This window comes from Nocardia seriolae NBRC 15557 (assembly GCF_007990715.1).
Lineage (GTDB): Bacteria > Actinomycetota > Actinomycetes > Mycobacteriales > Mycobacteriaceae > Nocardia > Nocardia seriolae.
The window spans coordinates 17,751-42,160 of sequence record NZ_BJWY01000059.1 but is presented as its reverse complement, the minus strand read 5'-3'; the positions used below and the strand labels follow the sequence as shown (position 1 = coordinate 42,160).

General features: G+C 68.1%; 23 protein-coding genes and 1 tRNA gene. 14 read left to right on the top strand and 10 right to left on the bottom strand.

Annotation, left to right across the window (positions count from 1 at the left end; all coding sequences use genetic code 11):
* The first annotated feature begins 361 nt into the window (after window positions 1-361).
* Both NS2_RS37625 and NS2_RS18910 read left to right on the top strand, forming a co-directional pair.
* On the top strand, window positions 362-1,243 hold the full coding sequence (locus NS2_RS37625) for a DUF4393 domain-containing protein (RefSeq protein WP_082062658.1): 882 nt from the start codon (window positions 362-364) through the stop codon (window positions 1,241-1,243).
* Between the two features lie 125 nt (window positions 1,244-1,368).
* The gene (locus tag NS2_RS18910; protein WP_033088765.1) at window positions 1,369-1,890 is read left to right on the top strand and encodes a nuclear transport factor 2 family protein; all 522 of its coding nucleotides are present in this window, start codon (window positions 1,369-1,371) and stop codon (window positions 1,888-1,890) included.
* Between the two features lie 30 nt (window positions 1,891-1,920).
* On the opposite strand, the gene pth is transcribed toward NS2_RS18910, so the two are convergent.
* Window positions 1,921-2,502 (bottom strand): aminoacyl-tRNA hydrolase, encoded by a 582-nt coding sequence (pth, locus tag NS2_RS18905; protein WP_033088766.1) that lies wholly within the window; start codon window positions 2,500-2,502, stop codon window positions 1,921-1,923.
* A 25-nt stretch (window positions 2,503-2,527) separates the two neighbouring features.
* Window positions 2,528-3,118, bottom strand: coding sequence for a 50S ribosomal protein L25/general stress protein Ctc (locus tag NS2_RS18900; protein WP_033088767.1), 591 nt, complete (start codon window positions 3,116-3,118; stop codon window positions 2,528-2,530).
* A gap of 386 nt (window positions 3,119-3,504) precedes the next feature.
* Between NS2_RS18900 and NS2_RS18895 the strand changes: the two genes are divergently transcribed.
* On the top strand, window positions 3,505-3,942 hold the full coding sequence (locus tag NS2_RS18895) for a hypothetical protein (RefSeq protein WP_052086617.1): 438 nt from the start codon (window positions 3,505-3,507) through the stop codon (window positions 3,940-3,942).
* Between the two features lie 45 nt (window positions 3,943-3,987).
* Here the strand turns inward: NS2_RS18895 and NS2_RS18890 are convergent, their stop codons facing one another.
* Entirely contained in the window at window positions 3,988-4,188 is a 201-nt protein-coding gene (locus NS2_RS18890) for a hypothetical protein (protein ID WP_045438184.1), read from the bottom strand.
* On the opposite strand from NS2_RS18890, the gene NS2_RS18885 reads away from it, so the two are divergent.
* The 3 genes from NS2_RS18885 to NS2_RS18875 all read left to right on the top strand — a co-directional run bounded on the left by NS2_RS18885 (window position 4,177) and on the right by NS2_RS18875 (window position 6,512).
* On the top strand, window positions 4,177-4,434 hold the full coding sequence (locus NS2_RS18885) for a hypothetical protein (RefSeq protein WP_052486697.1): 258 nt from the start codon (window positions 4,177-4,179) through the stop codon (window positions 4,432-4,434). The two genes, NS2_RS18890 and NS2_RS18885, sit on opposite strands and share 12 nt — an antisense overlap.
* Window positions 4,435-4,500: 66 nt before the next feature.
* Window positions 4,501-4,770 carry a hypothetical protein gene (locus tag NS2_RS18880; RefSeq protein WP_036546312.1) on the top strand — a complete coding sequence of 90 codons (270 nt, stop codon included), beginning with the start codon at window positions 4,501-4,503 and terminating at the stop codon, window positions 4,768-4,770.
* 116 nt (window positions 4,771-4,886) lie between these two features.
* The gene (locus tag NS2_RS18875) at window positions 4,887-6,512 is read left to right on the top strand and encodes a peptide chain release factor 3 (RefSeq protein ID WP_033088770.1); all 1,626 of its coding nucleotides are present in this window, start codon (window positions 4,887-4,889) and stop codon (window positions 6,510-6,512) included.
* A 2-nt stretch (window positions 6,513-6,514) separates the two neighbouring features.
* Here the strand turns inward: NS2_RS18875 and NS2_RS18870 are convergent, their stop codons facing one another.
* Together NS2_RS18870 and NS2_RS18865 are read right to left on the bottom strand one after the other, a co-directional pair.
* Entirely contained in the window at window positions 6,515-8,161 is a 1,647-nt protein-coding gene (locus NS2_RS18870) for a fatty acyl-AMP ligase (protein WP_033088771.1), read from the bottom strand.
* Between the two features lie 85 nt (window positions 8,162-8,246).
* Window positions 8,247-9,419 carry an aminotransferase class V-fold PLP-dependent enzyme gene (locus NS2_RS18865; RefSeq protein ID WP_033088772.1) on the bottom strand — a complete coding sequence of 391 codons (1,173 nt, stop codon included), beginning with the start codon at window positions 9,417-9,419 and terminating at the stop codon, window positions 8,247-8,249.
* A 141-nt stretch (window positions 9,420-9,560) separates the two neighbouring features.
* Here NS2_RS18865 and egtA point away from each other — a divergent pair, with 141 nt between their 5' ends.
* From egtA to egtD, 4 genes are all read left to right on the top strand, one after another.
* Window positions 9,561-10,850 (top strand): ergothioneine biosynthesis glutamate--cysteine ligase EgtA, encoded by a 1,290-nt coding sequence (egtA, locus tag NS2_RS18860; RefSeq protein ID WP_081986025.1) that lies wholly within the window; start codon window positions 9,561-9,563, stop codon window positions 10,848-10,850.
* Window positions 10,851-10,980: 130 nt separating this feature from the next.
* Window positions 10,981-12,324, top strand: coding sequence for an ergothioneine biosynthesis protein EgtB (gene egtB, locus NS2_RS18855; protein ID WP_033088773.1), 1,344 nt, complete (start codon window positions 10,981-10,983; stop codon window positions 12,322-12,324).
* Window positions 12,324-13,361: a class II glutamine amidotransferase domain-containing protein gene (locus tag NS2_RS38240; RefSeq protein WP_033088774.1), complete on the top strand. Its 1,038-nt coding sequence runs from the start codon at window positions 12,324-12,326 to the stop codon at window positions 13,359-13,361. Before egtB ends, NS2_RS38240 begins: the two co-directional genes overlap by 1 nt.
* The gene (egtD, locus tag NS2_RS18845; protein WP_033088775.1) at window positions 13,358-14,329 is read left to right on the top strand and encodes an L-histidine N(alpha)-methyltransferase; all 972 of its coding nucleotides are present in this window, start codon (window positions 13,358-13,360) and stop codon (window positions 14,327-14,329) included. The genes NS2_RS38240 and egtD overlap by 4 nt, the downstream gene beginning before the upstream one ends.
* A 6-nt stretch (window positions 14,330-14,335) precedes the next feature.
* Here the strand turns inward: egtD and NS2_RS18840 are convergent, their stop codons facing one another.
* The 5 genes from NS2_RS18840 to NS2_RS18820 form a co-directional block, all read right to left on the bottom strand.
* Window positions 14,336-14,974, bottom strand: a complete 639-nt coding sequence (locus NS2_RS18840) for a DUF2461 domain-containing protein (RefSeq protein ID WP_071343586.1) — start codon at window positions 14,972-14,974, stop codon at window positions 14,336-14,338.
* A gap of 50 nt (window positions 14,975-15,024) precedes the next feature.
* The gene (locus NS2_RS18835) at window positions 15,025-15,357 is read right to left on the bottom strand and encodes a hypothetical protein (RefSeq protein ID WP_033088777.1); all 333 of its coding nucleotides are present in this window, start codon (window positions 15,355-15,357) and stop codon (window positions 15,025-15,027) included.
* Window positions 15,358-15,519: 162 nt separating this feature from the next.
* A complete protein-coding gene (locus NS2_RS18830; RefSeq protein WP_033088778.1) occupies window positions 15,520-16,500 on the bottom strand; it encodes a ribose-phosphate diphosphokinase in 981 nt (326 codons plus the stop codon).
* Window positions 16,497-17,999, bottom strand: a complete 1,503-nt coding sequence (gene glmU, locus NS2_RS18825; RefSeq protein ID WP_147207232.1) for a bifunctional UDP-N-acetylglucosamine diphosphorylase/glucosamine-1-phosphate N-acetyltransferase GlmU — start codon at window positions 17,997-17,999, stop codon at window positions 16,497-16,499. The genes NS2_RS18830 and glmU overlap by 4 nt, the downstream gene beginning before the upstream one ends.
* Before the next feature lie 75 nt (window positions 18,000-18,074).
* A tRNA-Gln gene (locus NS2_RS18820) sits at window positions 18,075-18,145 on the bottom strand.
* A 206-nt stretch (window positions 18,146-18,351) separates the two neighbouring features.
* On the opposite strand from NS2_RS18820, the gene NS2_RS18815 reads away from it, so the two are divergent.
* From NS2_RS18815 to NS2_RS18800, 4 genes are all read left to right on the top strand, one after another.
* Window positions 18,352-18,966: a TetR/AcrR family transcriptional regulator gene (locus NS2_RS18815; protein WP_033088780.1), complete on the top strand. Its 615-nt coding sequence runs from the start codon at window positions 18,352-18,354 to the stop codon at window positions 18,964-18,966.
* A gap of 229 nt (window positions 18,967-19,195) precedes the next feature.
* Complete coding sequence (locus NS2_RS18810) at window positions 19,196-19,843, top strand: TetR family transcriptional regulator (protein ID WP_036546290.1); 648 nt, start codon at window positions 19,196-19,198, stop codon at window positions 19,841-19,843.
* 222 nt (window positions 19,844-20,065) lie between these two features.
* Window positions 20,066-23,683, top strand: coding sequence for a transcription-repair coupling factor (gene mfd, locus NS2_RS18805; RefSeq protein ID WP_033088782.1), 3,618 nt, complete (start codon window positions 20,066-20,068; stop codon window positions 23,681-23,683).
* Window positions 23,680-24,402: a nucleoside triphosphate pyrophosphohydrolase gene (locus tag NS2_RS18800; RefSeq protein WP_033088783.1), complete on the top strand. Its 723-nt coding sequence runs from the start codon at window positions 23,680-23,682 to the stop codon at window positions 24,400-24,402. Before mfd ends, NS2_RS18800 begins: the two co-directional genes overlap by 4 nt.
* Window positions 24,403-24,410 lie beyond the last annotated feature (8 nt).

Sequence of the window (24,410 nt, the reverse complement as noted above, 5' to 3'; positions counted from 1 at the left end):
GGACACTAGCACGACACCCTCCTGCCGACCCGCAACGCACCGCCGTCGGCGTTGACTACCCCATCGGCGATTCGGACCTTACTGGCTATTAAGGAAACGAGTCCAGCCACGGAGTGTCTGAGTCGGAGATCTCGGTCACAGTGACCGGGCTCGATGTTCCTCTGACTCGATGGGACCACGAGAATGGCGGGGACCACATCCATATCGTGCCTCGTGCGGGTTGTGTTGGGGGTCATGTGCGTCGTTCGGCGGTGCGCGTTGACTGGGGTAACCTTCGTCTGGCTTGCGGGTTCAACATGCCTGAAGGTCCGTCGGGGGCAATAATCTGTGGACGATTAGGTTCACCTGGCGATATTCGGAGATGGACGTGGCGGAAGACAGGATCCCGGGGCAGGACGTGACCCGGCCGGGACCTCGTGCCGTGGAACGCAGTTCGGATGTGGAGAAGCGGCAGATCAGCAATGAGGCCCGCCTGATCCGAGGGGCATTCCGGGCGGCTGGGCTGGCGGTCGGCACCGCGGTGCGCGGGACCGAGTGGGCGGTCGGCACCAGCTTCGAGATCACCAAACAGCTGACCCAGGCCGCGCTGGACGGCGAATCCTCGGCCGATATCGCCGAGCGCACGGGGGCGGCGCTGCGATCCATCGCGCGCAGCGCGCTGGGCGTCACCGAGGGGTCGGTGCGCGAGATCGTCAGCTACGTACCGACTCCCATGGGGCAGCCGCAGCAGGCCATCGCCACCGGGCTGATGCGCTCGGCCACCAATGACGAGCTGCGCCGTCGCGGCGACGCGCTGCTGGCGCGCTCGGCCGACGTCTACTTCACCGAGGACGTGCACCCGGCCTACGACCGCATCCTCGATCAGCTCGCACCGGACGAGGCGCGCATCCTGCGGTTCATGGCCCTGCAGGGGCCGCAGCCGTCGGTGGACGTGCGCACCAACCGGCCCCTGGGCATCGGCTCGGAGCTGGTCGCGGGCGACCTCACCTCGGTGCCCGAGCAGTCCGGCGTCCGCTACCCGGACCGGGCCCGGCACTACCTGATCAACCTGAACCGCCTGGGCCTGACCATGACCTCCGAGGATCCGGTCATCCTGTCGCGCTACATGGTGCTCGAGGTGCAGCCGGTGGTCGAGGAGGCGCTCAAGAAGGCGGGGCGGGTGCCCAAGATCGTGCGAAAGAGTCTGCGACTGACCGAGTTCGGCGAGGATTTCTGCAACACCTGCTTCACCATCAACGGATAGCCCGGGAACTTTCGGGGGGCCGGTGCTCCCGTGCCTCCGTCCCTGTGTACCGGGCTGATAGCGATCCGGTACAAATCTGTGCCGATCCCTGAAGGTTTCGTATACCTGATGGGATTGTGGACGGTATGGATTCCGATGCCGTCGCCGCGATCAGCCGGCTGAAGTTCCGCTACCTACGCGCGTTGGACACCAAGGCGTGGGACGAGTTCGCCGACACCATGATTCCGGAGGCCACCGCCACCTACAGCGAGTACCTCCAGTTCGAATCGCGCGACGCCTTCCTGGCCTTCATGCGCAACACCCTGGGTCCGCACGTCATCACCGAACACCGTTGCGACCATCCGGAAATCGACGTGGACGGCGACGAGGCGACCGGGACCTGGTACCTGGCCGACAAGGTGCTGATCCCGGGCCACAATATGCTGCTGCGGGGGGCCGCTTTCTACAGCGACCGCTACGTGCGATGCGATGACGGGCAATGGCGAATCGCTCATACCGGATACGAGCGCACCTACGAGGTCGTGCTCTCGCTCTCGGATCTGCCGAGTCTGCGCCTGACCTCGAGCCGCTGGGGGCTGATCGCCCGCGATCCGGCGGACTCGCCGCGCATCGAACCCAGCTCGGACGGCTCCGGCACGCTCGGGTGAGCGTGAATTCGCGCTGAAATTTCTTGCGCGTCAGTGCAATTGATTCTGCGCGGTCTCCAGACCCACGCGCAGCAGCAGTTCGACCGCGTCCGCGGCCTGTTCCACGATCACCGGAACCTCTTTGCGCTCCGGCGCGGCGAAGGGCTTCAGCACGAAATCCGCCGGATCCTGCCGCCCCGGCGGCCGTCCGATCCCGAAGCGGACGCGCAGATAGTCCTTGGTGGTGAGGGCCTGCGAGATCGACCGCAGCCCGTTGTGCCCGCCCTCGCCGCCGCCGCGCTTGAGCCGGACGGCTCCGAACGGGAGGTCGAGTTCGTCGTGGACGACGATCACCTCGGTGGCGGGGACGGAGAAGAATTTGGCCAGCGCCGCGACGGGCCGCCCGGACAGGTTCATGTAGGTGCGCGGCTTGGCCAACAGCACCTTGCGCCCGTCCAGGCGGGCCTCGAGCAGATCCGCGCCGGACTTCTTGTGCACGGTGAAACGGCCGCCGACGCGCTCCGCGAGCACATCGGCGACCATGAAACCGACATTGTGCCGGGTGCGCTCGTATTCGGATCCGGGATTACCCAGACCGACCACGAGCGTGGGCCCGGCGGTTGCCTCGGTCATTGAAAACCGTTAGGGGAGTAGAGAATTACTCGGCGGCAGCTTCTTCGGAAGCGGCTTCCTCGGCGGCGGCGGCCGGGGCGGCGATGATGTTGACGATCAGGGCCTCGGCGTCGCCGGCCAGGGTGGCGCCCTTCGGCAGCGCGATGGCGCCCGCGAGGATCTGAGTGCCGGCCTCGGCGCCCTCGATGGAGATCTCGATCGACTCGGGGATGTGCAGGGCCTCGACCTCGATGGAGAGGGTGGTGGCCTCCTGGGTGACCAGGGTGCCCGAGGCGGCGTCGCCGACCAGGGTGACGTGCACGTCGGCGGTGATCTTCTCGCCACGACGCACGATCAGCAGGTCGGCGTGCTCGATGTAGCGGCGGATCGGGTGGACGACGACCGACTTGGTCAGCGCCAGCTGCTTCTTGCCCGCGATGTCCAGGTTGAGGACGGCGTTGGTGCCGTGCTCACGCAGGATGGCGGCGAAGGCCTGGGCGTTCACGGACAGGTGCTGCGGCTCCTCGTTGTGGCCGTACAGCACGGCGGGAACATTGCCGTCGCGGCGGGTGCGGCGGGCAGCGCCCTTGCCGAACTCGGTGCGAACGGTGGCTTCGAGAAGGCTGGCGTCGGACATGATTGTCTACTCCTACGGCTCGTCCGGGCTGTAATGTCAGCGGGTCGCCAGGCGACGGGGCCGCCCTGGCTGAGGTTGGTCTGCTCGTCGGCGACAACCGAACATGGACGGCCGAATGGGCCGAGCCGCGTCGATCACGGTGGGCAGTTTGGGTGCCGCACCCTCGCCGAGACAACCTGAAGACTCTAACATGCGGCCGGAACGGCTTTGCGCCACCCCCTGTCGAGGGTCACCCCCGGTCAGAACAATGCGCGCGATTACCTGATCTTTTTCCGGACAATCTGACATACTTCCGTTTCGGATGCTGCCCGGGGTTCAGGGAATGGCTTGCATCCTAAGGAATTACGCTCCAAGTTAGGAACAGATTCATGACGAACCTCCGCAGGGTGAGCTTGGGCGCCGCGGGCATTGCCGCGATCTCCGCCACCGTCGCCGTCGCCGCCCCGTTCGCCGCCGCGGACACCACCGCCAATGGTCTGACCGTTTCGGGCAGTAACTACGCGGTCGGCACGACCTACACCATCACCGTCGTCACCGGGTCGCCCGGCGTCACCGCGGCCGTGTTCGACACCACCGGTTCCAACACGGTGGGGCTGGGCACCGCCACCCCGTCGGGCACCAGCACCTCGGCCGCCATCTACTGGACCCCGTCGGCCGCGGGCACCCACCGCATCTCGGTCACCCTCAGCAGCGGCGGCCAGGCCGTCGGCCCGGTGGACGTCACCGTCACCGCGGCCTCGACCAGCACCGGCAGCGCGGAGTCGTTGATTCCGTTGATCTCCGGCGCGTTCGGTGGGGCGAGCGCGTACTCGCGGGTCAGCTGAATCGAAATCAGGCGGCCGGTTCCCGAGGGAACCGCCGTTTTTCGTTTACGCGGCCTGCTGCTTGAAAGTGGCCGCGTAGCAATCGACATAGGGGCGGCCCGAGCGGCGGACGAGATCGGCCATGAGTTCATCGGTGGCGCGACGCACGGCCTGCTGATCGGCGGGCTGGAAATAGCGCGGGCGGCCGAAGGCGATGTGGAATTCGCGACCGCGCGGCCGGAAATGTTCACCCTCATGTTCCGCCACGATCTGCTCGAGGGCGCGGGGGAGAACCGGCGGGTGACCACGACGCTGCCGATGTTCGCGCGCTGGCGCGAACTCGTCGCGGAGTGCGTGCCGGATCCGTCCGGTGAACGCGCGCTGAGCCTGTGGACGCAGGTGCACGGCATCGCCGTGGTGGTCGCCAATCGCAGCATCGAGGCGATCGCGCCGGGTGCTGATGTCGAAGGGCTGGTCGCGGCGGCTGTGGCCCGGCATATCGAGGGCTCGTAGGGCTTGTTTCCCTAATTCTGAAGCATTATCGTTTCGCATCAATTCTTCCGAGTTAGGAACAGTTGTATGAAGAACATTCGTCGGGCCGGAATGGGTGCCGCGGGTATCGCCGCCATCTCCACCGCCATCGCCCTCGCCGCCCCCTCCGCCGTCGCCACCACCGGCAACGACTGCCCGCCGACCACCACGCCGCCCACCACCACGACGACCTCCCCGTCGACCATCGGGACCGGTAGCGCGAGCTCGATGGGCTCGCTGCTCAACAATCTGCTGAAGGGCCTCGGCTCCGGCCTGCCGGGCGCGAGCTCCAGCGGTGCGGGCGCGGCCGTCAGCTGATTCCCGGCTCGCCGGTTGTCCGGATCCCCGGTGTATTCGGACAACCGGCCGTTCTGGCTCACGGGCTGGTCGCGTACCCTGGGGCGGTTGCCTCGTCCGCACAAAAGGAGTCCCCCGTGAGTTCCCCGACTGCCAGCGCGACCTCAGCTACCGCCGGGCGGCTGGCCGACGAGGCGGCGCGGCGGCGCACCTTCGCGGTGATCTCCCATCCGGACGCCGGTAAATCCACGCTCACCGAGGCCCTGGCGCTGCACGCGAAGGTGATCTCCAAGGCGGGCGCCATTCACGGCAAGGCCGGACGCAAGTCGACCGTGTCCGACTGGATGGAAATGGAGAAGGCGCGCGGTATCTCGGTCAGCTCCACCGCGCTGCAGTTCGAATATGGGGACTGCGTCATCAATCTGGTGGACACCCCGGGCCACTCCGACTTCTCCGAGGACACCTACCGCGTGCTGACCGCGGTCGACGCGGCGGTCATGCTCATCGACGCCGCCAAGGGCCTGGAACCGCAGACGCTCAAGCTCTTCCAGGTCGCGCGCGATCGCGGGATTCCGGTCATCACCGTCATCAACAAGTGGGACCGGCCGGGCCAGGCCCCGCTCGAACTGCTGGACGAGATCGTCGAGCGCATCGGGCTGACTCCGACCCCGCTGTTCCTGCCGGTCGGTATCGCCGGTGACTTCCGCGGCCTGCTGCGCCGCGGCGAAGAGGGCGCGGCCACCGAATACATCCACTTCACCCGCACCGCGGGCGGCGCGACCATCGCCCCCGAGGAGCACTACTCCCCCGAGCAGGGCGCCGAGCGCGAGGGCGAGGCGTGGACCACTGCCGCCGAGGAGAGCGAACTGCTCTCGGCCGCCGGGCAGGACCACGATCAGGAACTGTTCCTGGCCGGGCACACCTCGCCGGTCATCTACGCCTCGGCCATGCTGAATTTCGGTGTGCGCCAGATCCTCGAGACGCTCGTCGAGCTCGCGCCGCCGCCGCGGCCCCGCAAGGACAACAACGGCAATCCGCGCGAGATCACCGCGCCGTTCAGCGCCGTCATCTTCAAGGTGCAGGCCGGGATGGACACCGCGCACCGCGACCGGCTGGCGTTCATGCGCATCGTGTCCGGTGAGTTCGAGCGCGGCATGGTGGTGACCCACGCGCAGACCGGGCGGCCCTTCGCCACCAAGTACGCGCTGACCGTGTTCGGCCGCGAGCGGACGACCGTGGATACGGCGTATCCGGGCGATGTGGTCGGTCTGGTCAACGCGACCGCGCTGGCTCCGGGGCACACGCTGTTCGTGGACAAGAAGGTCGAGTTCCCGCCGATTCCGTCCTTCGCACCGGAGCATTTCGCGTCCCTGCGCGCCAAGACCGCGGACAAGTACAAGCAGTTCCGCAAGGCCATGGATCAGCTCGATTCCGAGGGCGTGGTGCAGGTGCTGCGCAATGACGCCCGCGGCGATCAGTCGCCGGTGCTGGCCGCGGTCGGCCCCATGCAGTTCGAAGTCGTCACGGCCCGAATGCAATCCGAGTTCAATGTCGAGACCCAGCTCGACTTCCTGCCGTTCCAGCTGGCGCGGCGCACCGACGCGGAATCGGCCGAGGAGCTCAGCCGTCAGCGTGGTGTGGAGGTGTTCACCCGCACCGACGGCGCGATCCTGGCGCTGTTCAGCGACAAGTGGCGGTTGCAGTACATCGCCAAGGAAATGCCGAAGCTGACCCTCGAAGTACTGGTCGCCGGAACGGAATAGCGCTACGGCAGCTGGGTCGCCGTGGCCGAGCGGCGCAGCTTGCCCGAGGAGGTCTTGGGCAGCGCGCCCGGGCCCAGCACGGTGACGCTGCGCGGGCGGACGCCCACCTCGCTGAACACGGCGTGCACGATGTCGTGCTCGATGCGGTGGACCTCGTCCGGATTCTGGTGATCGTTGGATTCGACCACCACGGCGAAGCTTTCGCGTTTCTGGCCCGCGTCCAGCCGCACGGCCACCGCATTGCCGGGGCGAACGCCCTTGACGCGCAGGGCCGCTCGTTCGATATCGGTCGGGTAGATATTGCGGCCCGCCATGATGATGACGTCCTTGATGCGGCCGCAGACGACCACCAGGCCATCGTCGGTGAAGTAGCCGATGTCGCCGGTGTCGAGCCAGCCGTCACGGTCCTGGGCCGGGCGGAAGCCGTCGACGGTGACATAGCCGGAAGTGACCGCCGGACCGCGCAATTCGATGACACCGACGCTGCGGACGGGGAGCGGCTGATGCTCGGCGTCGACCACCCGGCCCTCCAGATTGTCGACCAGGTAGCCCAGCGTGGGCAGGCGGCGCACACCGCCGTGATGATGCTCGGGATGGCGGACCGGGACGGCCTTGCCGAGTGCCTCGAGCAGGTCGGCGTCGACGATATCGAGGATCTGGCCCAGGCCCGGATCCGGAATGGACACGGCGAGCGTGGTTTCGGCCATGCCGTAGACCGGGGTGAGCGACATGGGGTTGAGGCCGAAGCGTTTTCCCGCCTCCGCCAGGGTATCCATGGTGTCGGCGTCCACGGGCTCCGCGCCGTTCCACATGTAGCGGACACTGCTCAGATCGACCGCGCCGTCCTCGGCATTGCGCAGGCGGCGGGCCAGCAGCGAGTAGGCGAAATTCGGTGCGGCGGTGACGGTTCCGCGGTATTTCGAGATGAGCTCGGCCCACAGGATCGGGCGGGTCAGGAAGTCCAGTGGCGTCACGCACACCACTTCCGCGCCGAATTGCATTGGGACGGATAAAAATCCGACCATGCCCATATCGTGGAACAGTGGCAGCCAGCTGATCATCACATCGTCGTCGAGCTGGAACTTCACCCGGTCGAACATGGCGTAGGCATTGACGAAGAAGTTGCCGTGCGTGATCCGCACCGCCTTGGGCGAGCCGGTGGAGCCGGAGGTCAACTGCTGCAGGGCGATATCGTCCTCGCCGGTCGGCACCGGATCGATGGGGGAGCCGGCGCGCATGGCGTCGATGGTGATGACCGCGATACCGCGTTCGCGCAGCAGCGGTTCCGCGATCTCGAAGGGTGCGCCCAGGATCACCGCGCGCGCCTCGATCATGTCCAGCACGGTCTCGGTGTCGTGGGTCCACACCGCCAGATCGGTGCGCGGGGTGGGCTGGTGCAGCATGGTGATCGAGGCCCCGCGCATCCACACCGCCTGGCAGGCGGGCGCGATATCGACCGGCATGCCGGCCAGCACCCCCACCGCGTCGCCCGGGCCGATGCCCGCCGCGGCCAGACCGCCCGCCATGGCGCGGGCTACCTCGTGGATCTCACCCCATTCGTGCCGCACCGGCGCGTCCGGTTCCCCGGTCACCAGCCCCCGGCGAGAGACGCGGGCGGTGGCATACATTTCGTCGGTGAAGCGGCTCACGATGGACTCCTCGAGCGCAGAACCAGCACCACAAATATCCCGCGAGTGGTGAAGGCTGTTAACCGTTTCGGACCAATGCGGCCGGTTATGCGAGGGTTGCGACCTTCCCGATGAAGCGATCGAGGTCCTCGAAGCTGACGAAGCAGTGCGGGGAGGCGCGCACCACCGAGTTCAGTTCGCGCGCGGACATGTCCAGCAGGGTCGAGCCGCGGAAGCTGACCGTGACGGTGATGTTCTCGGCCGCCAGCCGGTCGCGAACCCGGACCGGTTCCAGGCCGTCCACGGTGAAGGACACGATGCCCGCGTGCTGAGTGCCGCGGTCGCGCACGTCCACGCCCGGAATCTCCTGCAGCGCCTTGCGCAGGTACTCGGCGCGCTCGGCCACGGCCGCGTAGACCTGTGCCGGGCCGAGGTCGAGCAGGTAGCGCACGGCCGTGCCCAGGCCGAGGCGGGCGGCCACGCTGTGCTCCCAGAATTCGAAGCGGGTGGCGTCGGGGGCCAGCACGTAGTCGTCGGGGGCGGTCCACTCGGCGCTGTGCAGGTCCAGACGGGTGGGTTCCAGGCTCAGGGCCAGCTCGGGGCGGACGTAGAGGAAGCCGGTGCCGCGTGGGCCGCGCAGCCATTTGCGGCCGGTCGCGGACATGGCGTCCACTTCGAGCTCGGCGACATCGAGGGGCAGTTGCCCGGCCGACTGGCAGGCGTCCAGCAGCACCACCGCGCCCACCCGATGGGCCAGGCGGGCGGCCTCGGCGACCGGGTTCACCAGGCCGCCATTGGTCGGAACATGAACCAGCGACACCAGTTTCACGCGCTCGTCCAGCATGGCTTCGAGCGCGTCGAGATCGAGCTGGCCGCTGGAGTCGCTGGGGATTGCCTCGACGGTTGCGCCGGTCGCGCGGGCGCGCTGCAGGGCGGCGATGGCATTGCTGCCGTAATCCGCGCCGGAGATCAGGATGCGGTCGCCGGGCGCGAGCGGGATCGAGTAGAAGAAATCGCTCCACGAACGGCTGGCGCTGTCGCTGAGGGCGAGGGCGGCCGGGTCGGCGTTGATCAATTCGGCGATGGCCGTGCGGACGGCGTGCAGGTCGTCGATGCGCTCGTTCGCGGCCCGATAGCCACCGATCTCGGCCTCGCGGCGCAGGTGAGCGATGGTGGTGTCGACGACGATGCGCGGGGGCAAGGAGGAGCCCGCACTGTCGAGAAATACCTGATTTTCACAACCGGGCGTATCGGCCCGTAGCCCCGCGATTTCCAGCATGGCGGTTTTTCTTTGCACGATGCGACGATAACGGTTGGTGTGTTCTCCATTTCGTCAGATTTGTTGTCATAGGTGGTCGCTACTCTGGTTTGGGTCGCCGTCATGATCCTCAGCGGCGATCGCATCAGACGGAGGTTGGCAATGGCTGTCACAGCGTCACCCGCCGATGTGCTGCGCAGTGGCCTGGCCGAATCGGAGCCGGGCGGCGAGTTCTCCTCACGCGCCGCCGCCGAGGCTTATATCGGCAAAGTTTGCTTCAAACAGGGCCCACCGCTGCTCATCGGTGCCGAACTGGAGTGGCTCACCGCGCAAGGTGAACTTTCGGCATCCAACTCGCGTCCGGATCTCACGGTCCTCGCGGACGCCCTCGGGCCGTATGCGCCACGGTCCATTTCCCCCGATTCCCCGGCCGTTCCGTTGCCGGGAGGCAGCCGGGTCACCCTCGAACCCGGCGGTCAGATCGAACTGTCCAGTGCCCCGTTCGGCTCCGCCGCCGAATTGTGCGAGCGCTTGCGGGCAGACGCGATCCTGCTGCGGGAGCTGCTCGAATCCCGCGCCATCCGAACCTTTTCCGCCGCGGCCGACGCCACCCGGCGGCCGCTGCGCGTGCTGCAACTGCCGCGGTACCGGGCCATGGAGCGATCCTTCGCCGGTATCGGGCCCTTCGGCGCGCTGATGATGTGCAATACCGCGGCCACGCAGGTCAGCGTCGACGCGGGGGCGAATCCCGCCGAGGTCGCGGCCCGCTGGCGGGTGCTGTACGCCATCGGCCCGGCACTGCTGGCCGCGTTCGCCTGTTCGCCCGGCCTGCACACCGCCCCGCCGGGGGATTGGGCGTCGCAGCGCATGCGGGCCTGGCAGCGGCTCGACCAGCTACGTACCCGGCCGCCCGTGCACGACTGGGCCGATCCCATTGCCGGGTACGCGCGCTGGGCGCTGGACGTGCCGCTGCTGTGCATCCGTTCCGAGGCGGCCGATTGGTCGGCTCCGCCGGGGGCCACCTTCGCCGACTGGCTGTGCGGGGCACTGGACGAGGAGATCGGCCGCCGTCCCGACCGGGCCGATCTGGACTACCACCTCACCACGTTGTTCCCGCCGGTCCGCGCGGCCGGCCACCTCGAGGTGCGGTACCTCGACGCACAGCCGGGAGACGGGTGGTCGGTGCCGGTGCACGCCTTCGAAGCGCTGCTGTCCAGCCCCGGAACCATCACGGAGGCAATGGAGTCGGCGGCATCGACCGCGCATCTGTGGTCGGAGGCCGCGCGCCTGGGGCTGGCCGATCCGGAGCTGCGGTCCGCCGCGGTGGCCTTGCTCGATCTGGCCACCGCGAACGCTGCCACCCCCGAGGCCGCCAAGGAGCTGGCCGCCGCCACCGATCGATGTCGCAGCGGATGCCCGCCCGTCGCGGGTGAATCCGGAGGCGGCGCATGACATTCCACCTCGGCCGTATCGCCCGCGTAGGCGGGATGCACCGGCCGGGGCAGCACCCGCTGCGCTTGTCGAACTTCGGCGCCCCGGGTGCGGTCTCGGCGCGCCTTCTCCACGAATCGGGAGTTCTCTCATGACTATTCAGCATTCGCCGGGATCGGATCTGACGGAGACCGAGCGGCTGCGCGAGCGCATCGCCGACACGCTCGAGCGGGCCCGGCGGCGGACCATCGGGCTGACCGAATGCCTCGACGAGGCGGAACTGGTCGCCCAGCACTCGCGGATCATGAGTCCGCTGGTCTGGGACCTCGCGCACATCGGGAACCAGGAAGAACTGTGGCTGGTGCGCGATGTCGGCGGGCGGGAGCCCGTGCGGCAGGACATCGATCACCTCTACGACGCCTTCAAGCACGCGCGCGCCGATCGGCCCGCACTGCCGCTGCTGGATCCCACGCAGGCGCGTGCGTACGTCGGCACGGTGCGCGAAAAGGTGCTGGATGTGCTGGACCACAGCCCATTACGCGGCGGTGATCTCGTTCGGGACGGCTTCGCCTTCGGCATGATCGCCCAGCACGAGCAGCAGCACGACGAGACCATGCTGGCCACCCACCAGCTGCGCTCCGGCGAGGCGGTGCTGTCCGCGCCGCCCACCCCGCCCGCGCGGGTGGCGGTCACCGGCGAAGTCGTCATTCCCGCAGGCGAATTCATCATGGGCACCGACGCCGACCCCTGGGCGCTGGACAATGAGCGCCCCGCGCATCCCGTCCACGTCGACGCCTTCGCCATCGACGCCGCGCCCATCACCAACGAGCAGTACCTCGCCTTCCTCGACGACGGCGGCTACGAGCGCCCCGAACTGTGGTCCCAACGCGGCTGGGCGCATCGCGTCGAAGCCGGGCTGACCGCGCCACAGTTCTGGGAGCAGGACGGCGGAGGCCGTTGGTGGCGACGGGTTTTCGGCACCATGCAGCCGCTGCGCGCCCACCAGCCGGTGGTCCATGTCTGCTTCTTCGAAGCCGAGGCGTACGCGACCTGGGCGGGCAAACGCCTCCCCACCGAGGCCGAATGGGAGAAGGCGGCCCGCTTCGACCCCGCCACCGGCCGCTCCCGCCGATACCCTTGGGGCGATGCCGATCCCACCGATTCGCTCGCGAATCTCGGCCAGCACCACCTGGAACCGGCCGACGTCGGTGCCTATCCGGCGGGCGCGTCCCCGGCGGGCGTCCACCAGCTGATCGGCGACGTCTGGGAGTGGACCTCCTCCGGCTTCGAGGCCTACCCCGGCTTCCGAGCCTTCCCCTACCGCGAATACTCCGAAGTCTTCTTCGGCGGCGACTACCGAGTCCTGCGCGGCGGCTCCTTCGGCGCCGACCAGGTCGCCTCCCGAGGCACCTTCCGCAACTGGGACCACCCCATCCGCCGACAGATCTTCTCCGGCTTCCGCCTGGCCGGAGACCTCACCCCGGACGCACGCTGATGTGCCGCCACCTGGCCTACCTCGGCCCGCCGACCCCGGTAGGAAGCTTGCTGACCCGGGGCCCGCACTCGCTGCGAACCCAATCCTGGGCTCCCAGCGAAATGCGAGGCGGCGGCACCATCAATGCCGACGGCTTCGGCGTCGCCTGGTGGCACCACCCCGACGCCGCCACCCCCGACCACGGCCCGGGCGTCATCTGGCACGGCGGCGCACCCCGAGACTCCGCGGAAACCCCCACTCCCATCGCAGAACTCGTGGTCAGCCGCTACCGCAACGCCGCCCCGATCTGGACGGATCCGGCGGTGGACGAAGTACTCCCGCAGATTCACTCCACGGCGGTGCTGGCCGCGATCCGTTCGGCGACGGTCGGAATGCCGGTGGAGCGAGCGGCCTGCGCGCCGTTCACCCACGGCCGCTGGGCTTTCAGCCACAACGGCGCGATCCCCGACTGGCGGCGTGTGCTGAGTGAGGTTGCGGCCGAATTCGATTCGCCCCCGCTGCTCGAGGCCGAGTCCCTCACCGACTCCGCCGCGCTCTGGGTGATCCTGCGGGGGCTGCTCGAAGGCAATGTCGCGGAACCGCCGCACGGGTTCTCCACCACGGTCACGTTCGGGTCGGCGGTTCACGTGAGCTCGACTTCCGGTGCGCCGCCGGAGGTTCGGGCCTGGGGGTGGGCGGCCGGAGACGTCACCGGGGCGGCCGGCGCGACCGGATCCAGCTCTGAGGGCCGGGATTCGGAGTCGCCTTCGGGCATGGATCCGGGGGAGGCGCTGCGGCTGGTGATGGCGGCGGTGTTGAAGCGGTCGCCGAAGGCTCGGCTGAACTTGTTGCTGGGGGATGGGGTTGGGGTTTGGGGGACGACCTGGCATCACTCTTTGTCGGTTTCGGAGGCCGACGGGTTCGTAGTGGTGGCCTCGGAACCGTTCGATGACGATCCGCGGTGGCGGCCGGTTGCTGATCGGCGGTTGGTGCGGGTGCGGGGCGGGCGGGTTTCGGTGGGGCCGCTGGATATCGAGATCGGAAGGGCTGGTTCATGAGTACGGTTACGGTGGAGATTCACCTCACGGATGCGGATTTGACCGAGGCGTTGCGGGAGGACGTGCGGCGCGGGCTGACGGCGGAGCCGAAGTGGTTGCCGCCCAAGTGGTTCTACGACGCTCGGGGGAGCGAGCTGTTCGAGAAGATCACCGAGCTGCCGGAGTACTACCCGACTCGGACCGAGCGGGCGCTGCTGGAGCGGGTGGTGGGCGAGATCGCCGGGATCGCGCGGGCCGCGGTGCTCGTGGAGCTGGGGGCGGGGTCGGCGACCAAGACCCGGCTGCTGTTGAATGCCCTGACGGCCGATGGATTGTTGAAGACCTATGTGCCGCAGGATGTTTCCGTTTCCGCGCTGCGCATGGCGGCCGACGAGGTGGCGTCGGAGTTTCCGGGGCTGACCGTGCACGGCGTGGTCAGCGATTTCACGGCCACGCTGGACAATCTGCCCGGTGGTGGCCGGCGCATGGTCGCGTTCCTGGGCGGCACCATCGGCAACCTGGTTCCGGCCGAGCGAGCCGAATTCCTCGGCGGCATCCGGGATGTGCTGGAGCCGGGTGAGCAACTGCTGCTCGGCGCGGGCCTGGTCATCGATCCGGCGGTGCTGGTGCCCGCCTACGACGATGCCGCCGGTGTCACCGCCGAGTTCAATCGCAATGTGCTGCACGTGCTCAATGCCCGGCTGGGCGCGAACTTCGATCCGGAGAAGTTCGCGCACGTCGCCATCTGGGACGGCGAGCACGAGTGGATCGAGATGCGACTGGAGGCCACCGAGGCCATGACGGTCCGCATCGCCGAGCTCGACCTGACCGTCGAGTTCGCCGCCGGTGAGCAACTGCGCACCGAGATCTCGGCCAAGTTCCGGCGCGAGGTACTCGAAAGCGAGCTGGACGCGGCCGGTTTCACCACCGAGCGGGTCTGGACCGACCCCGACCACCGCTTCGCCCTGGTGCTCGCCGAACGGCGTTGAGCCGGGCTACTTCTGGTCGGTCACCGCGGCCAGCCACTCGATGAGCGGCCGCATCTGCTCCCACGCCGCCCGGATCTCCCGGGCGGCGCGGGGCGTGCTCAGCCACTTGGGCGCACCGAAATCCTTTCCGGCCGTGAGGGATTTGTGCCGGAGCAGGTCGATGCGCGGATGCTCGAGGTCGTAGCCCTTGGGCTTGGTGGCCAGCTTGTCCCCGCCGATGGCATACCCGTTCGACTCGAGCTCCGCGATGAGCCCTTCCAGCTCGGCCCCGCGCACCTCGTCGTCGATGGCCGCCCGCAGCGCGGTCAGCTGGGCGGGCGAGGCGGCGTACATGCCGCCCGCCACCCGCAGCCCGGCCGCCCCGATCTGCACGTACCAGCCGGAATACTGCGCGGAGTACACCACCGCGCCCTGATGGTTCTTATAGGGCGACTTGTCCTTGGCGAAGCGCACGTCCCGGTACGGCCGGAAGATCTTGGCCGCCCCGAAGTCCGGTTCCAGCTCGGCGACAAGGGCTTTCATCGGATCCCGCACCGAGGACTCCCACACCTGCTTGTGGGCGTTCCAGAAGGCCTTGGAGTTGTCGGCTTCCAGGTCCTCGTAGAAGTCGAGTCCGGCGAGTGGGAATCCGGTGAATGCGGTCATGGTCAATCAGTGTTCGGCATGGCCCCGGTGTGGTGAACGGCGACCCCGGGCTAGTCGCCCGGTTCGTCCACGATATCCATGGCCGCGACCTCGGCGGGCCGGTCGTCCTCGGAGCCGTACTCCTCGCGTCGCCGCCGCCGCGTCCACTCCTGATCCAGCTCGGCCCCGATGCCCAGGCGGCCGGTGTCGTCGTTCTCGCGATTGCGGATGACGAGGTCCTCGGGCGGATCGCTGATGAACCGCTCGTACTCGCGGATCTCGTCTTCCTGGTCGTCGTCGCCGAGGTCGTAGTCGAGGTTGTCGACATCGCCGTCGAAGACCTGATCGGTGTCGAAGACCTCGTCCATCAGCCGGGCGTCGTCCTCGTCGGGCCGGTCGGCCATTCGGCACCACCTCTCCGCGCTATCAGCGCACCAGTAGCAAACCCAGCGTCCGGGTCCAACGCTACCGCCTGGCCAGCAAAACGGACATCCATTGTCGCCCATTCATGACGAAAGCCCCTGCCGCGGTGCGGCGGGGGCCTTCGGGAGCTATTTTCGAGCCGGTTACGCGTTCCCGTTGAAAAGCCCGGTGACGGAACCGTTTTCGAACACCTCGCGGATGGTCTGGGCCAGCAGCGGGGCGATCGAGAGCACGGTCAGCGTCGGGAACTTCTTGGACTCGTCGATCGGCAGGGTGTTGGTCACCACGCCCTCCTTGGCCCCGCAGCTCGCGAGCCGCTCGGCGGCCGGAGCCGACAGGATGCCGTGGGTGGCGGCGATGACCACGTCGCCCGCGCCAGCCTCCTTGAGCACCTTGACCGCGCCGGCGATGGTGCCGCCGGTGTCGATCATGTCGTCGATCAGGATGCAGGTGCGGCCCTCGACCTCACCGACCACGCGGTTGGACACGGTCTGGTTGGGGACCAGCGGGTCGCGGGTCTTGTGGATGAAGGCCATCGGCGCGTCCGCCAGCGAGTTGGCCCACTTCTCGGCGACCTTCACGCGGCCGGCGTCGGGGGAGACGACCGTGATGTTGTGCAGGTCGTAGTTGTTGCGGATGTGCTCGGCCAGCTGCACCTGCGCGTGCATGTGATCGACCGGGCCGTCGAAGAAGCCCTGGATCTGATCGGTGTGCAGGTCGATGGTGATGATCCGGTCCGCGCCCGCGGTCTTGAGCAGGTCGGCGATCAGGCGAGCCGAGATGGGCTCGCGGCCGCGGTGCTTCTTGTCCTGGCGGGCGTAGGGGTAGAACGGCAGCACCGAGGTGATGCGCTTGGCCGAACCGCGCTTGAGCGCGTCGATCATGATCAGGTGCTCCATGACCCACTGGTTCAGCGGGGCCGGGAAGCTCTGCAGCACGAAGGCGTCGGAGCCGCGGACCGATTCCTCGAACCGGACGAAGGTCTCACCGTTCGCGAAGTCGCGGGCGGTCTGGGGAGTGACGTGGACGTTGAGTTCCTTGGCCACCGCCTCGGCGAGCTCTGGATGAGCGCGCCCCGAGAACAGCATCAGATTCTTCTGGTTATCGGTAGAGAACGCGGTCACTGACGTTCGCCATCCTTTTGCTCGTTGGATATCTCGGTGGTTCCCGGCAGATCCGGGATTGCCGCGAGGGCCGCTTCGGCCGCGCGGGCAGCATCGGTGCCGGGGCGATTGCGCTGCACCCAGCCTTCAAGGTTGCGCTGTGCTCCACCCGACACCGCGAGCGCTCCCGGTGGAACATTTCTGCGCAGTACAGTACCCGCTCCGGAGTACGCGCCGTCACCCACGGTGACCGGGGCGACGAACATATTGTCGCTGCCGGTGCGCACGTGCGAGCCAACGATGGTGTGGTGCTTCTTGACTCCGTCGTAATTGACGAAAACGCTGGACGCGCCGATATTGCTGTACTCGCCGATGGTGGCGTCGCCCACGTAGGTGAGGTGCGGGACCTTGGAGCCGGTGCCGATGGTGGCGTTCTTGGTCTCGACGAAGGTGCCGATCTTGCCCTTCTCGCCCAGCGAGGTGCCCGGCCGCAGGTAGGCGAAGGGGCCGACATTCGCGCCCGGGCCGATGCTCGACTTCTCACCGTGGGTGCGGATCACCTTCGCGCCGTCGCCGACGGTGACGTCGGTGAGCGTGCAGTCCGGTCCGATCTCGGCGTCCTCGCCGATCACGGTGTCGCCCAACAGCTGTACGCCCGGGCGGATGATCGCGTCGCGGCCGATCACCACATTGCCGTCGATCCAGGTGGTGCCCGGATCGATGATGGTGACCCCGGCGCGCATGTGCCGTTCCAGGATGTAGCGGTTGAGGGTGTGGGCCGCCCCGGCCAGCTGCACCCGGTCGTTCACGCCGGTGACCTTGGCGTGGTCGACCAGCCGCGCGCCGTGCACCGGATGCCCGGCCTCGCGGGCCAGCTTGAGCACATCGGTGAGGTAGAGCTCATGGCGGGCGTTGGCGGTATCGATGCGGGAGATCATGATTCGCAGCACGGACGCGTCGAAGACGTAGACGCCGGAGTTGACCTCGGTGATGGCGGCCTGCTCCGGGGTGGCGTCGGCGTGCTCGACGATCTCCATCATGCGACCGTCGGCGTCGCGGACGATGCGGCCGTAGCCGTTGGGGTCCTCGGGCTCGACAGTCAGTACGGTGACGGCGGATCCGTCGGAATAGCTGTTGTGCTCGTCGAGCAGCGCGTTGAGGGTGTGCCCGTCCAGCAGCGGCACATCGGCGTAGGTGACCAGGACGTTGCCCGCGAAATCGTCGGGGAGTGAGCTGAGCGCGCACTGTACGGCGTGACCGGTGCCGCGCTGTTCCTCCTGCACCGCCAGGGTGATCTGGCGCCCCAGTTCCGCGCCCACCTTGCCGACCGCGTCGCCCACCGCTTCGCGGTCGTGGCCGATCACGGTGATGAGCGACGTCGGGTCGATCTCGTGCGCGGCATGCAACGCGTGCGCGAGCATGCTCCGACCGGCGAGCGGGTGCAACACCTTGGGTGTCTTGGACCGCATTCGGGTTCCGGCTCCGGCGGCGAGAACGACGACGGCGGTCTGCTGTGGCATGGATCTCCCTCGGCTGCCGGTCATCGTGTGCTGGAAAGCAATATGCGGGGCCAACGATACGGCCCTGCTCGCGAGCTCCGCCGCCAGGACTCGAACCTGGACAAACTGAACCAAAATCAGTTGTGCTGCCATTACACCACGGCGGATTGCAGCGTCATGCGGGTCTGATCCTCGCATGAAGTACCCCCCAACGTCGAACCGCTTACACAGATTCGAACGTGTCTGTCGATAGGCTACCTACGAAAGCGCGGCGGCAGACTGCCCCGCACCCCCTGCGAAGACGCTCGGGGGAGGGCGAAAGGGCAGGTGGGCAATGACCGGTGGCGAGGGGCCGAGGCCGGCGCGGGCGCGCATGACCGGTACCCAGCGCCGTCAGCAGCTCATCGAGATCGGGCGGGCGCTGTTCGCGGAGCGCGGGTACGACGCCACCTCGATAGAGGAGATCGCGGCGCGGGCGCAGGTGTCGAAACCGGTGGTGTACGAACACTTCGGCGGCAAGGAAGGGCTGTACGCGGTTGTCGTCGATCGCGAGATGTCCACTTTGCTGGAGATGATCACCGCCTCGCTCAGCCAGAACCGGTCGCGGGTGCGGCTCGAACAGGTGGCGCTGGCGTTGCTCACCTATATGGAGGAGCGCACCGACGGGTTCCGGATCCTGATGCGGGATCAGCCGGTGTCCGCGGCCGAGGGCACGTATTCGAGCCTGCTGAACGAGGCCGTGAATCAGGTGGCCCACATTCTGGCCGGGGATTTCGAGCGCCGCGGGCTGGATCCGAATCTGGCGACGCTGTACGGGCAGGCGCTGGTGGGAATGGTTGCGACGGCGGCGACCTGGTGGCTGGACGAGCGCCAGCCGTCCAAGGAAGTGGTGGCCGCGCACCTGGTGAATCTGTGCTGGAACGGCCTCACGCATCTGGAGGCGGACCCCGTGCTGGCGTCGGAATGGCCGAGCGGCAAGGGGTTATAGAACCCCGCGGTCTGAATTTTGGTCTGGTATGTCTGTCCTAGCGGGGCAGAACTGGACAGTTAACCAGCGAATTGCGAAGGAGGACGGGCCGAATGCTCGAATCGGCTGGCGGTGCGCAGCCGGGTGGTACGGTTCACCCATCCTTCGAGTGCTGTTCGAACTGTGATGTCGGTCAACTTCGGGATATCGGTCTACTTCAGGATGGCTGGTTTGATGACAGGCGGCTCTGATGGCTAGGCAAGCGCGTGCGGAGATCACTCGCGATTCCGTGCTCGCGGGTGCGGCGGATGTCTTTCTGCGACTGGGTTACGCGAACGCGTCCCTGTCCGAGATCATCGCGCAGTCGAATGTGACCAAGGGCGCCTTGTACTTTCACTTCGGCTCCAAGGAGGAACTGGCCCGCGCCGTCGTCGATCAGGGCAACGAGCGACTGATCAGCGCCTGCCAGGGCTTCTTCGATCCGCGGGTGCCCGCGCTGGAGGCGTGCATCGGGATCACCTACGTGGTGGCGGATCTGACGATGAACGATCCGATGGTCGGCGCGATGCTGAAGCTGACCCATCAGATCGGCGACTACCGCGGCGCGACCGGCGACAATATCGCCAAGACGTGGGGCGAGACGCACCGTTTGCTCGCCGAACGCGCCATTGCCCAGGGCGATCTGAAGGCCGACCTGGATCCCGACACCATCGGCCTGCTGCTGCAGGAGATGACCACCGGCGTCCACATCGTCGCGGTCAGCACCGAATCCATCGATCAGATGGCGACCCGGATGGAACGGGCCTGGTACTTCCTGCTGCCGAGCATCGTGCCGGATGAGAAGGTGGCGTACTTCCGCGAATTCGCCGCCCGCCGCCTGCGGCGCTACGTGCAGTGACATTGGCCCTCCGCTTCGCTCCGGGCGGGTTCGCGGCCCTGCAAGCTCGGTCTTCCCTCCTCCGCTCCTCCGCTTCGCTCCCCCGCTCCGTCAGTCCAGACCGAGCCGGGCCGCGAACTTGGAGCGGTTGTTCAGGGATGTGGGGGTGCGCGGGTTGTCGTCGGGCGGCACTAGACTCGAACGGCCGTCTGAAACGCTGATCCGCGCCGAGGAGTCTGCCCCATGACCACCCATCGTCCACCTCTGGCTGGCCTGGCTGCGGTGGCCGGTGCCGACGCTGCTCTCGAGCAGGTCAGGAGCCTGGTCGGGCGGAAGTCGGCCATGCTGGTCGCGCCCTCGGCGGTGCGGCCGTTCGTGGCCTCGACCATCGCCGGACAGCGGCCGCTGCTGGTGGTGACGGCGACCGGGCGCGAGGCCGACGATCTGACCGTGGAGCTGACCGAGATCCTCGGCGACACCGTCGCGCTGTTCCCGTCCTGGGAGACGCTGCCGCACGAGCGGCTCTCGCCGGGCGCGGACACCGTGGGCCGCCGGTTGCAGGTGCTGCGACGGCTCGCGCATCCCGACGACCCGGGCTCCACCGGACCGCTGCGCGTCGTGGTCACCACGGTGCGTTCGCTCATGCAGCCGATGGCGGCCGGGCTGGGCGATATCGAGCCCGTCGTGCTGCGCCCCGGCGCGGAATTCGACTTCGACGAATTGCTCACGCGGCTGGTGGAATTCGCCTACGAGCGGGTCGACATGGTCGGCAAGCGCGGGGAGTTCGCGGTGCGCGGCGGCATTCTGGACCTGTTCCCGCCGACCGCGGATCATCCGGTGCGCGTGGAGTTCTGGGGCGACGAGGTCTCCGAGCTGCGCGCCTTCTCGGTGCAGGATCAGCGCTCGATCCACGAGGTGCCGATCGATCTGGTGGTCGCGCCGCCGTGCCGGGAACTGTTGCTCACCACCGCGCTTCGCGAGCGCGCCGCGCAGGTGGCCGCCGAGAACGCGGCCGATGCCGCCCTGGTGGAAATGCTGGAGAAGATCTCCGAGGGCATTCCCGTGGAGGGCATGGAAGCTCTGCTGCCCGTGCTGCAACCGGGCGAACTTCAGCTGCTCGTCGACGTGCTGCCCGCGGAAACCCATGTGCTGCTGTGCGATCCGGAGAAGGTCCGCACCCGCGCCGCCGACCTGGTGCGCACCGGGGAAGAGTTCCTGGAGGCGTCGTGGACGGCGGCGTCCTTCGGTGGGGCCGCGCCGCTGGGCGCGCACGGACTCGACCTGGCCGCCTCCGGCTACCGCGGTCTGGACGTCGTGCACGCCGACGCCGAACGCCGCGGCCTGCCCTGGTGGACGCTGAGCCCGCTGGCTGCCGACCATCCGGACGAGATCGCGCTGCCCGTGCTGGCCGCCGCCTCCGCGCGCGGCTCCGAGGAACTGGTCGCCACCATCTTCGCCTCGCTGCGCGCGCACGTCGCCACCGGCGGCCGGGCGGCCATCGTGGTGGCCGGTCACGGTACGGCGCAACGCATTCTGGAGCGGCTCGCCGATGCCGAGGTGCCCGCGACGGCACTCGAGGCCGGGGCCGAGCCGCAGCCGGGCGTCGTCGCCGTGTTGTGCGGTTCGCTGCACGACGGCGTCGTCTTCGATGAATCCAAGCTCGTGGTGATCGCCGAATCCGATCTCACCGGCAACCGGGTCACCGCGCCCGGCGAGGGCAAGAAGCTGCCCGCCAAGCGGCGCAACCAGGTCGATCCGCTCGCGCTCACCGCCGGGGACATGGTGGTGCACGATCAGCACGGCATCGGGCGCTTCGTGGAGATGATCGAGCGCACCATCGCCGGGGCGCGGCGCGAGTACCTGGTCATCGAGTACGCGCCGGGCAAGCGCGGCCAGCCCGGGGACCGGCTGTTCGTGCCGATGGACTCCCTCGATCAGCTCTCCCGCTACGTCGGCGGCGAGATGCCGTCGCTGTCCAAGCTGGGCGGTTCCGACTGGGCCAATACGAAGCGCAAGGCGCGCAAGGCGGTTCGCGAGATCGCCACCGAGCTGGTGCAGCTCTACGCCGCCCGCCAGGCCGCGCCCGGCCACGCCTTCGCCCCGGACACCCCGTGGCAGCAGGAGATGGAGGACGCCTTCGCGTTCACCGAGACCGTCGACCAGCTCTCGGCCATCGCCGAGGTGAAATCCGATATGGAGAAGGCGGTCCCGATGGACCGCGTCATCTGCGGCGACGTCGGCTACGGCAAGACCGAGATCGCGGTGCGGGCCGCGTTCAAGGCGGTGCAGGACGGCAAGCAGGTGGCGGTGCTGGTGCCGACCACGCTGCTGGCGCAACAGCATCTGCAGACCTTCACCGAGCGCATGGCCGGATTCCCGGTGGTGGTGAAGGGCCTGTCCCGCTTCACCGATCCGGCCGAATCGCGGGAGATCCTGGAGGGCATGACGTCCAAGGACGTCGACATCGTGGTCGGCACCCACCGGCTGCTGCAGACCGGGGTCCGCTGGAAGGATCTGGGCCTGGTCATCATCGACGAGGAGCAGCGCTTCGGCGTCGAGCACAAGGAACATATCAAGGCGCTGCGCACGCACGTGGACGTGCTGACCATGTCCGCCACGCCGATTCCGCGCACCCTGGAAATGTCGCTGGCCGGTATCCGCGAGATGTCGACCATCCTCACCCCGCCCGAGGAACGGCATCCGGTGCTCACCTACGTGGGCGCGTACAACGACAAGCAGGTCGCCGCCGCCGTCCGCCGTGAGCTGCTGCGCGACGGCCAGGTGTTCTACGTGCACAATCGGGTGGCCTCGATCGACAAGGCGGCCAAGCGGATTCGCGACCTGGTGCCGGAGGCGCGAGTGGTGGTCGCGCACGGTCAGATGAACGAGGACATGCTCGAGAAGACCGTGCAGGGCTTCTGGGAGCGGGAATTCGACGTGCTGGTGTGTACCACCATCATCGAAACCGGCCTCGATATCTCGAACGCGAACACCCTCATCGTGGAACGCGCCGACTCCCTGGGGCTTTCGCAGCTGCACCAGCTGCGCGGCCGCGTCGGCCGGTCCCGCGAGCGCGGCTACGCCTACTTCCTGTACCCGCCGGAGAAGCCGCTCACCGAGACCGCCTACGACCGCCTCGCCACCATCTCGCAGAACTCCGATCTGGGCGCGGGTATGGCGGTCGCCATGAAGGACTTGGAGATTCGCGGCGCGGGTAACGTGCTCGGCGCGGAACAGTCCGGCCACGTCGCCGGTGTCGGCTTCGACCTCTACGTCCGTCTGGTCGGCGAGGCGGTGGAGGCCTACCGGGCCGCCGCCGACGGCCGGCCGATCACCGTGGACGAAGAGGTCAAGGAGGTCCGCATCGACCTCCCCGTCGACGCCCACATCCCGCCCGACTACATCGCCTCCGACCGCCTACGCCTGGAGGGCTACCGCAAACTGGCCGCCGCCCAGGACGATTCGGCCCTCTCGGCCGTGGTCGAGGAATTGGTGGACCGCTACGGCCCGCTCCCGGTCGAGGTCGGCCGCCTGGTCTCGGTCGCCAAACTCCGCCTCCTGGCCCGCGAATACGCCATCGCCGAAATCGGCGTCACCGGAACCACTCTGAAGGTCTCGCCCCTGCAACTCCCGGACTCGAAGCAGATGCGCCTCAAGCGCCTCTACCCCAACGCCACCTACCGCGCGGCGACCGGCATCGTGCAACTCCCGCTGCCGCGCGTGGAAGACAGTGTCGGCGCGGCCCGCGTCCGCGACGTCCAGGTCCTCCAGTTCGTCGCGGATCTGCTGCTCGCCCTGGACGGAAAGGCCCCGGGCGCAGTGGATGTGAAGGTCGCCGCGGAGGTCCTGGCCCCCCGATGAGCCCGGGCGAAGATCTCTCGACGGAAGCCGCGTCCGATACCGCGCGCATGACCGAGGCGCTCGGCGAGGCCGTCGACGTGATGGATCGGCTGTGGAACTTCGGCGGGTGGGAGGTCACGCAGTCGCACGATTCGCTGCGGCCCTACCTGCTCGAGGAGACCTACGAGCTGCTCGACGCCATTCAGGCCGAGGACGCGGAGACGATCAAGGAGGAGCTGGGGGATCTGCTGTTGCAGGTGCTGTTCCATTCCCGGATCGCCGAGGCCGCAGGGGAATTCACGGTGGCCGAGGTAGCGGCGGCGCTGGTGGCCAAGCTGGTGCACCGCAGTCCGCACCTGCACGCCGAACTCGGCGAATACGGCATCGATCCGGACGCCGCCGTGGCGGACAAGATCGCTGCCCAGGAAAAGGCTTGGGAGGAGCGGAAATCCGCCGAGAAGGCGCGGCGGTCCTGCCTGGACGGCATCGCCATGGCGCAGCCCGCGCTGGCCCTGGCCGAGAAGGTGCGCTCGCGCGGTATCAAGGCCGGTTTACCCGAGGACCTGGTTCCGGACGCGCTGCGGGTGGTGGAGCTGGGCGGGCCCGACAGTGCCGAAGAGCGGTTGCGCAAGGCCACTCTCGACTTCGCGGCCCGCATCCGCGCCGCCGAGGATGCCGCGGAAAGCGCCCGGGGTGAACGGCGCGCGCTGACCGCCGCGGACTGGCGAGCGTTCTGGTAACGGCGGTG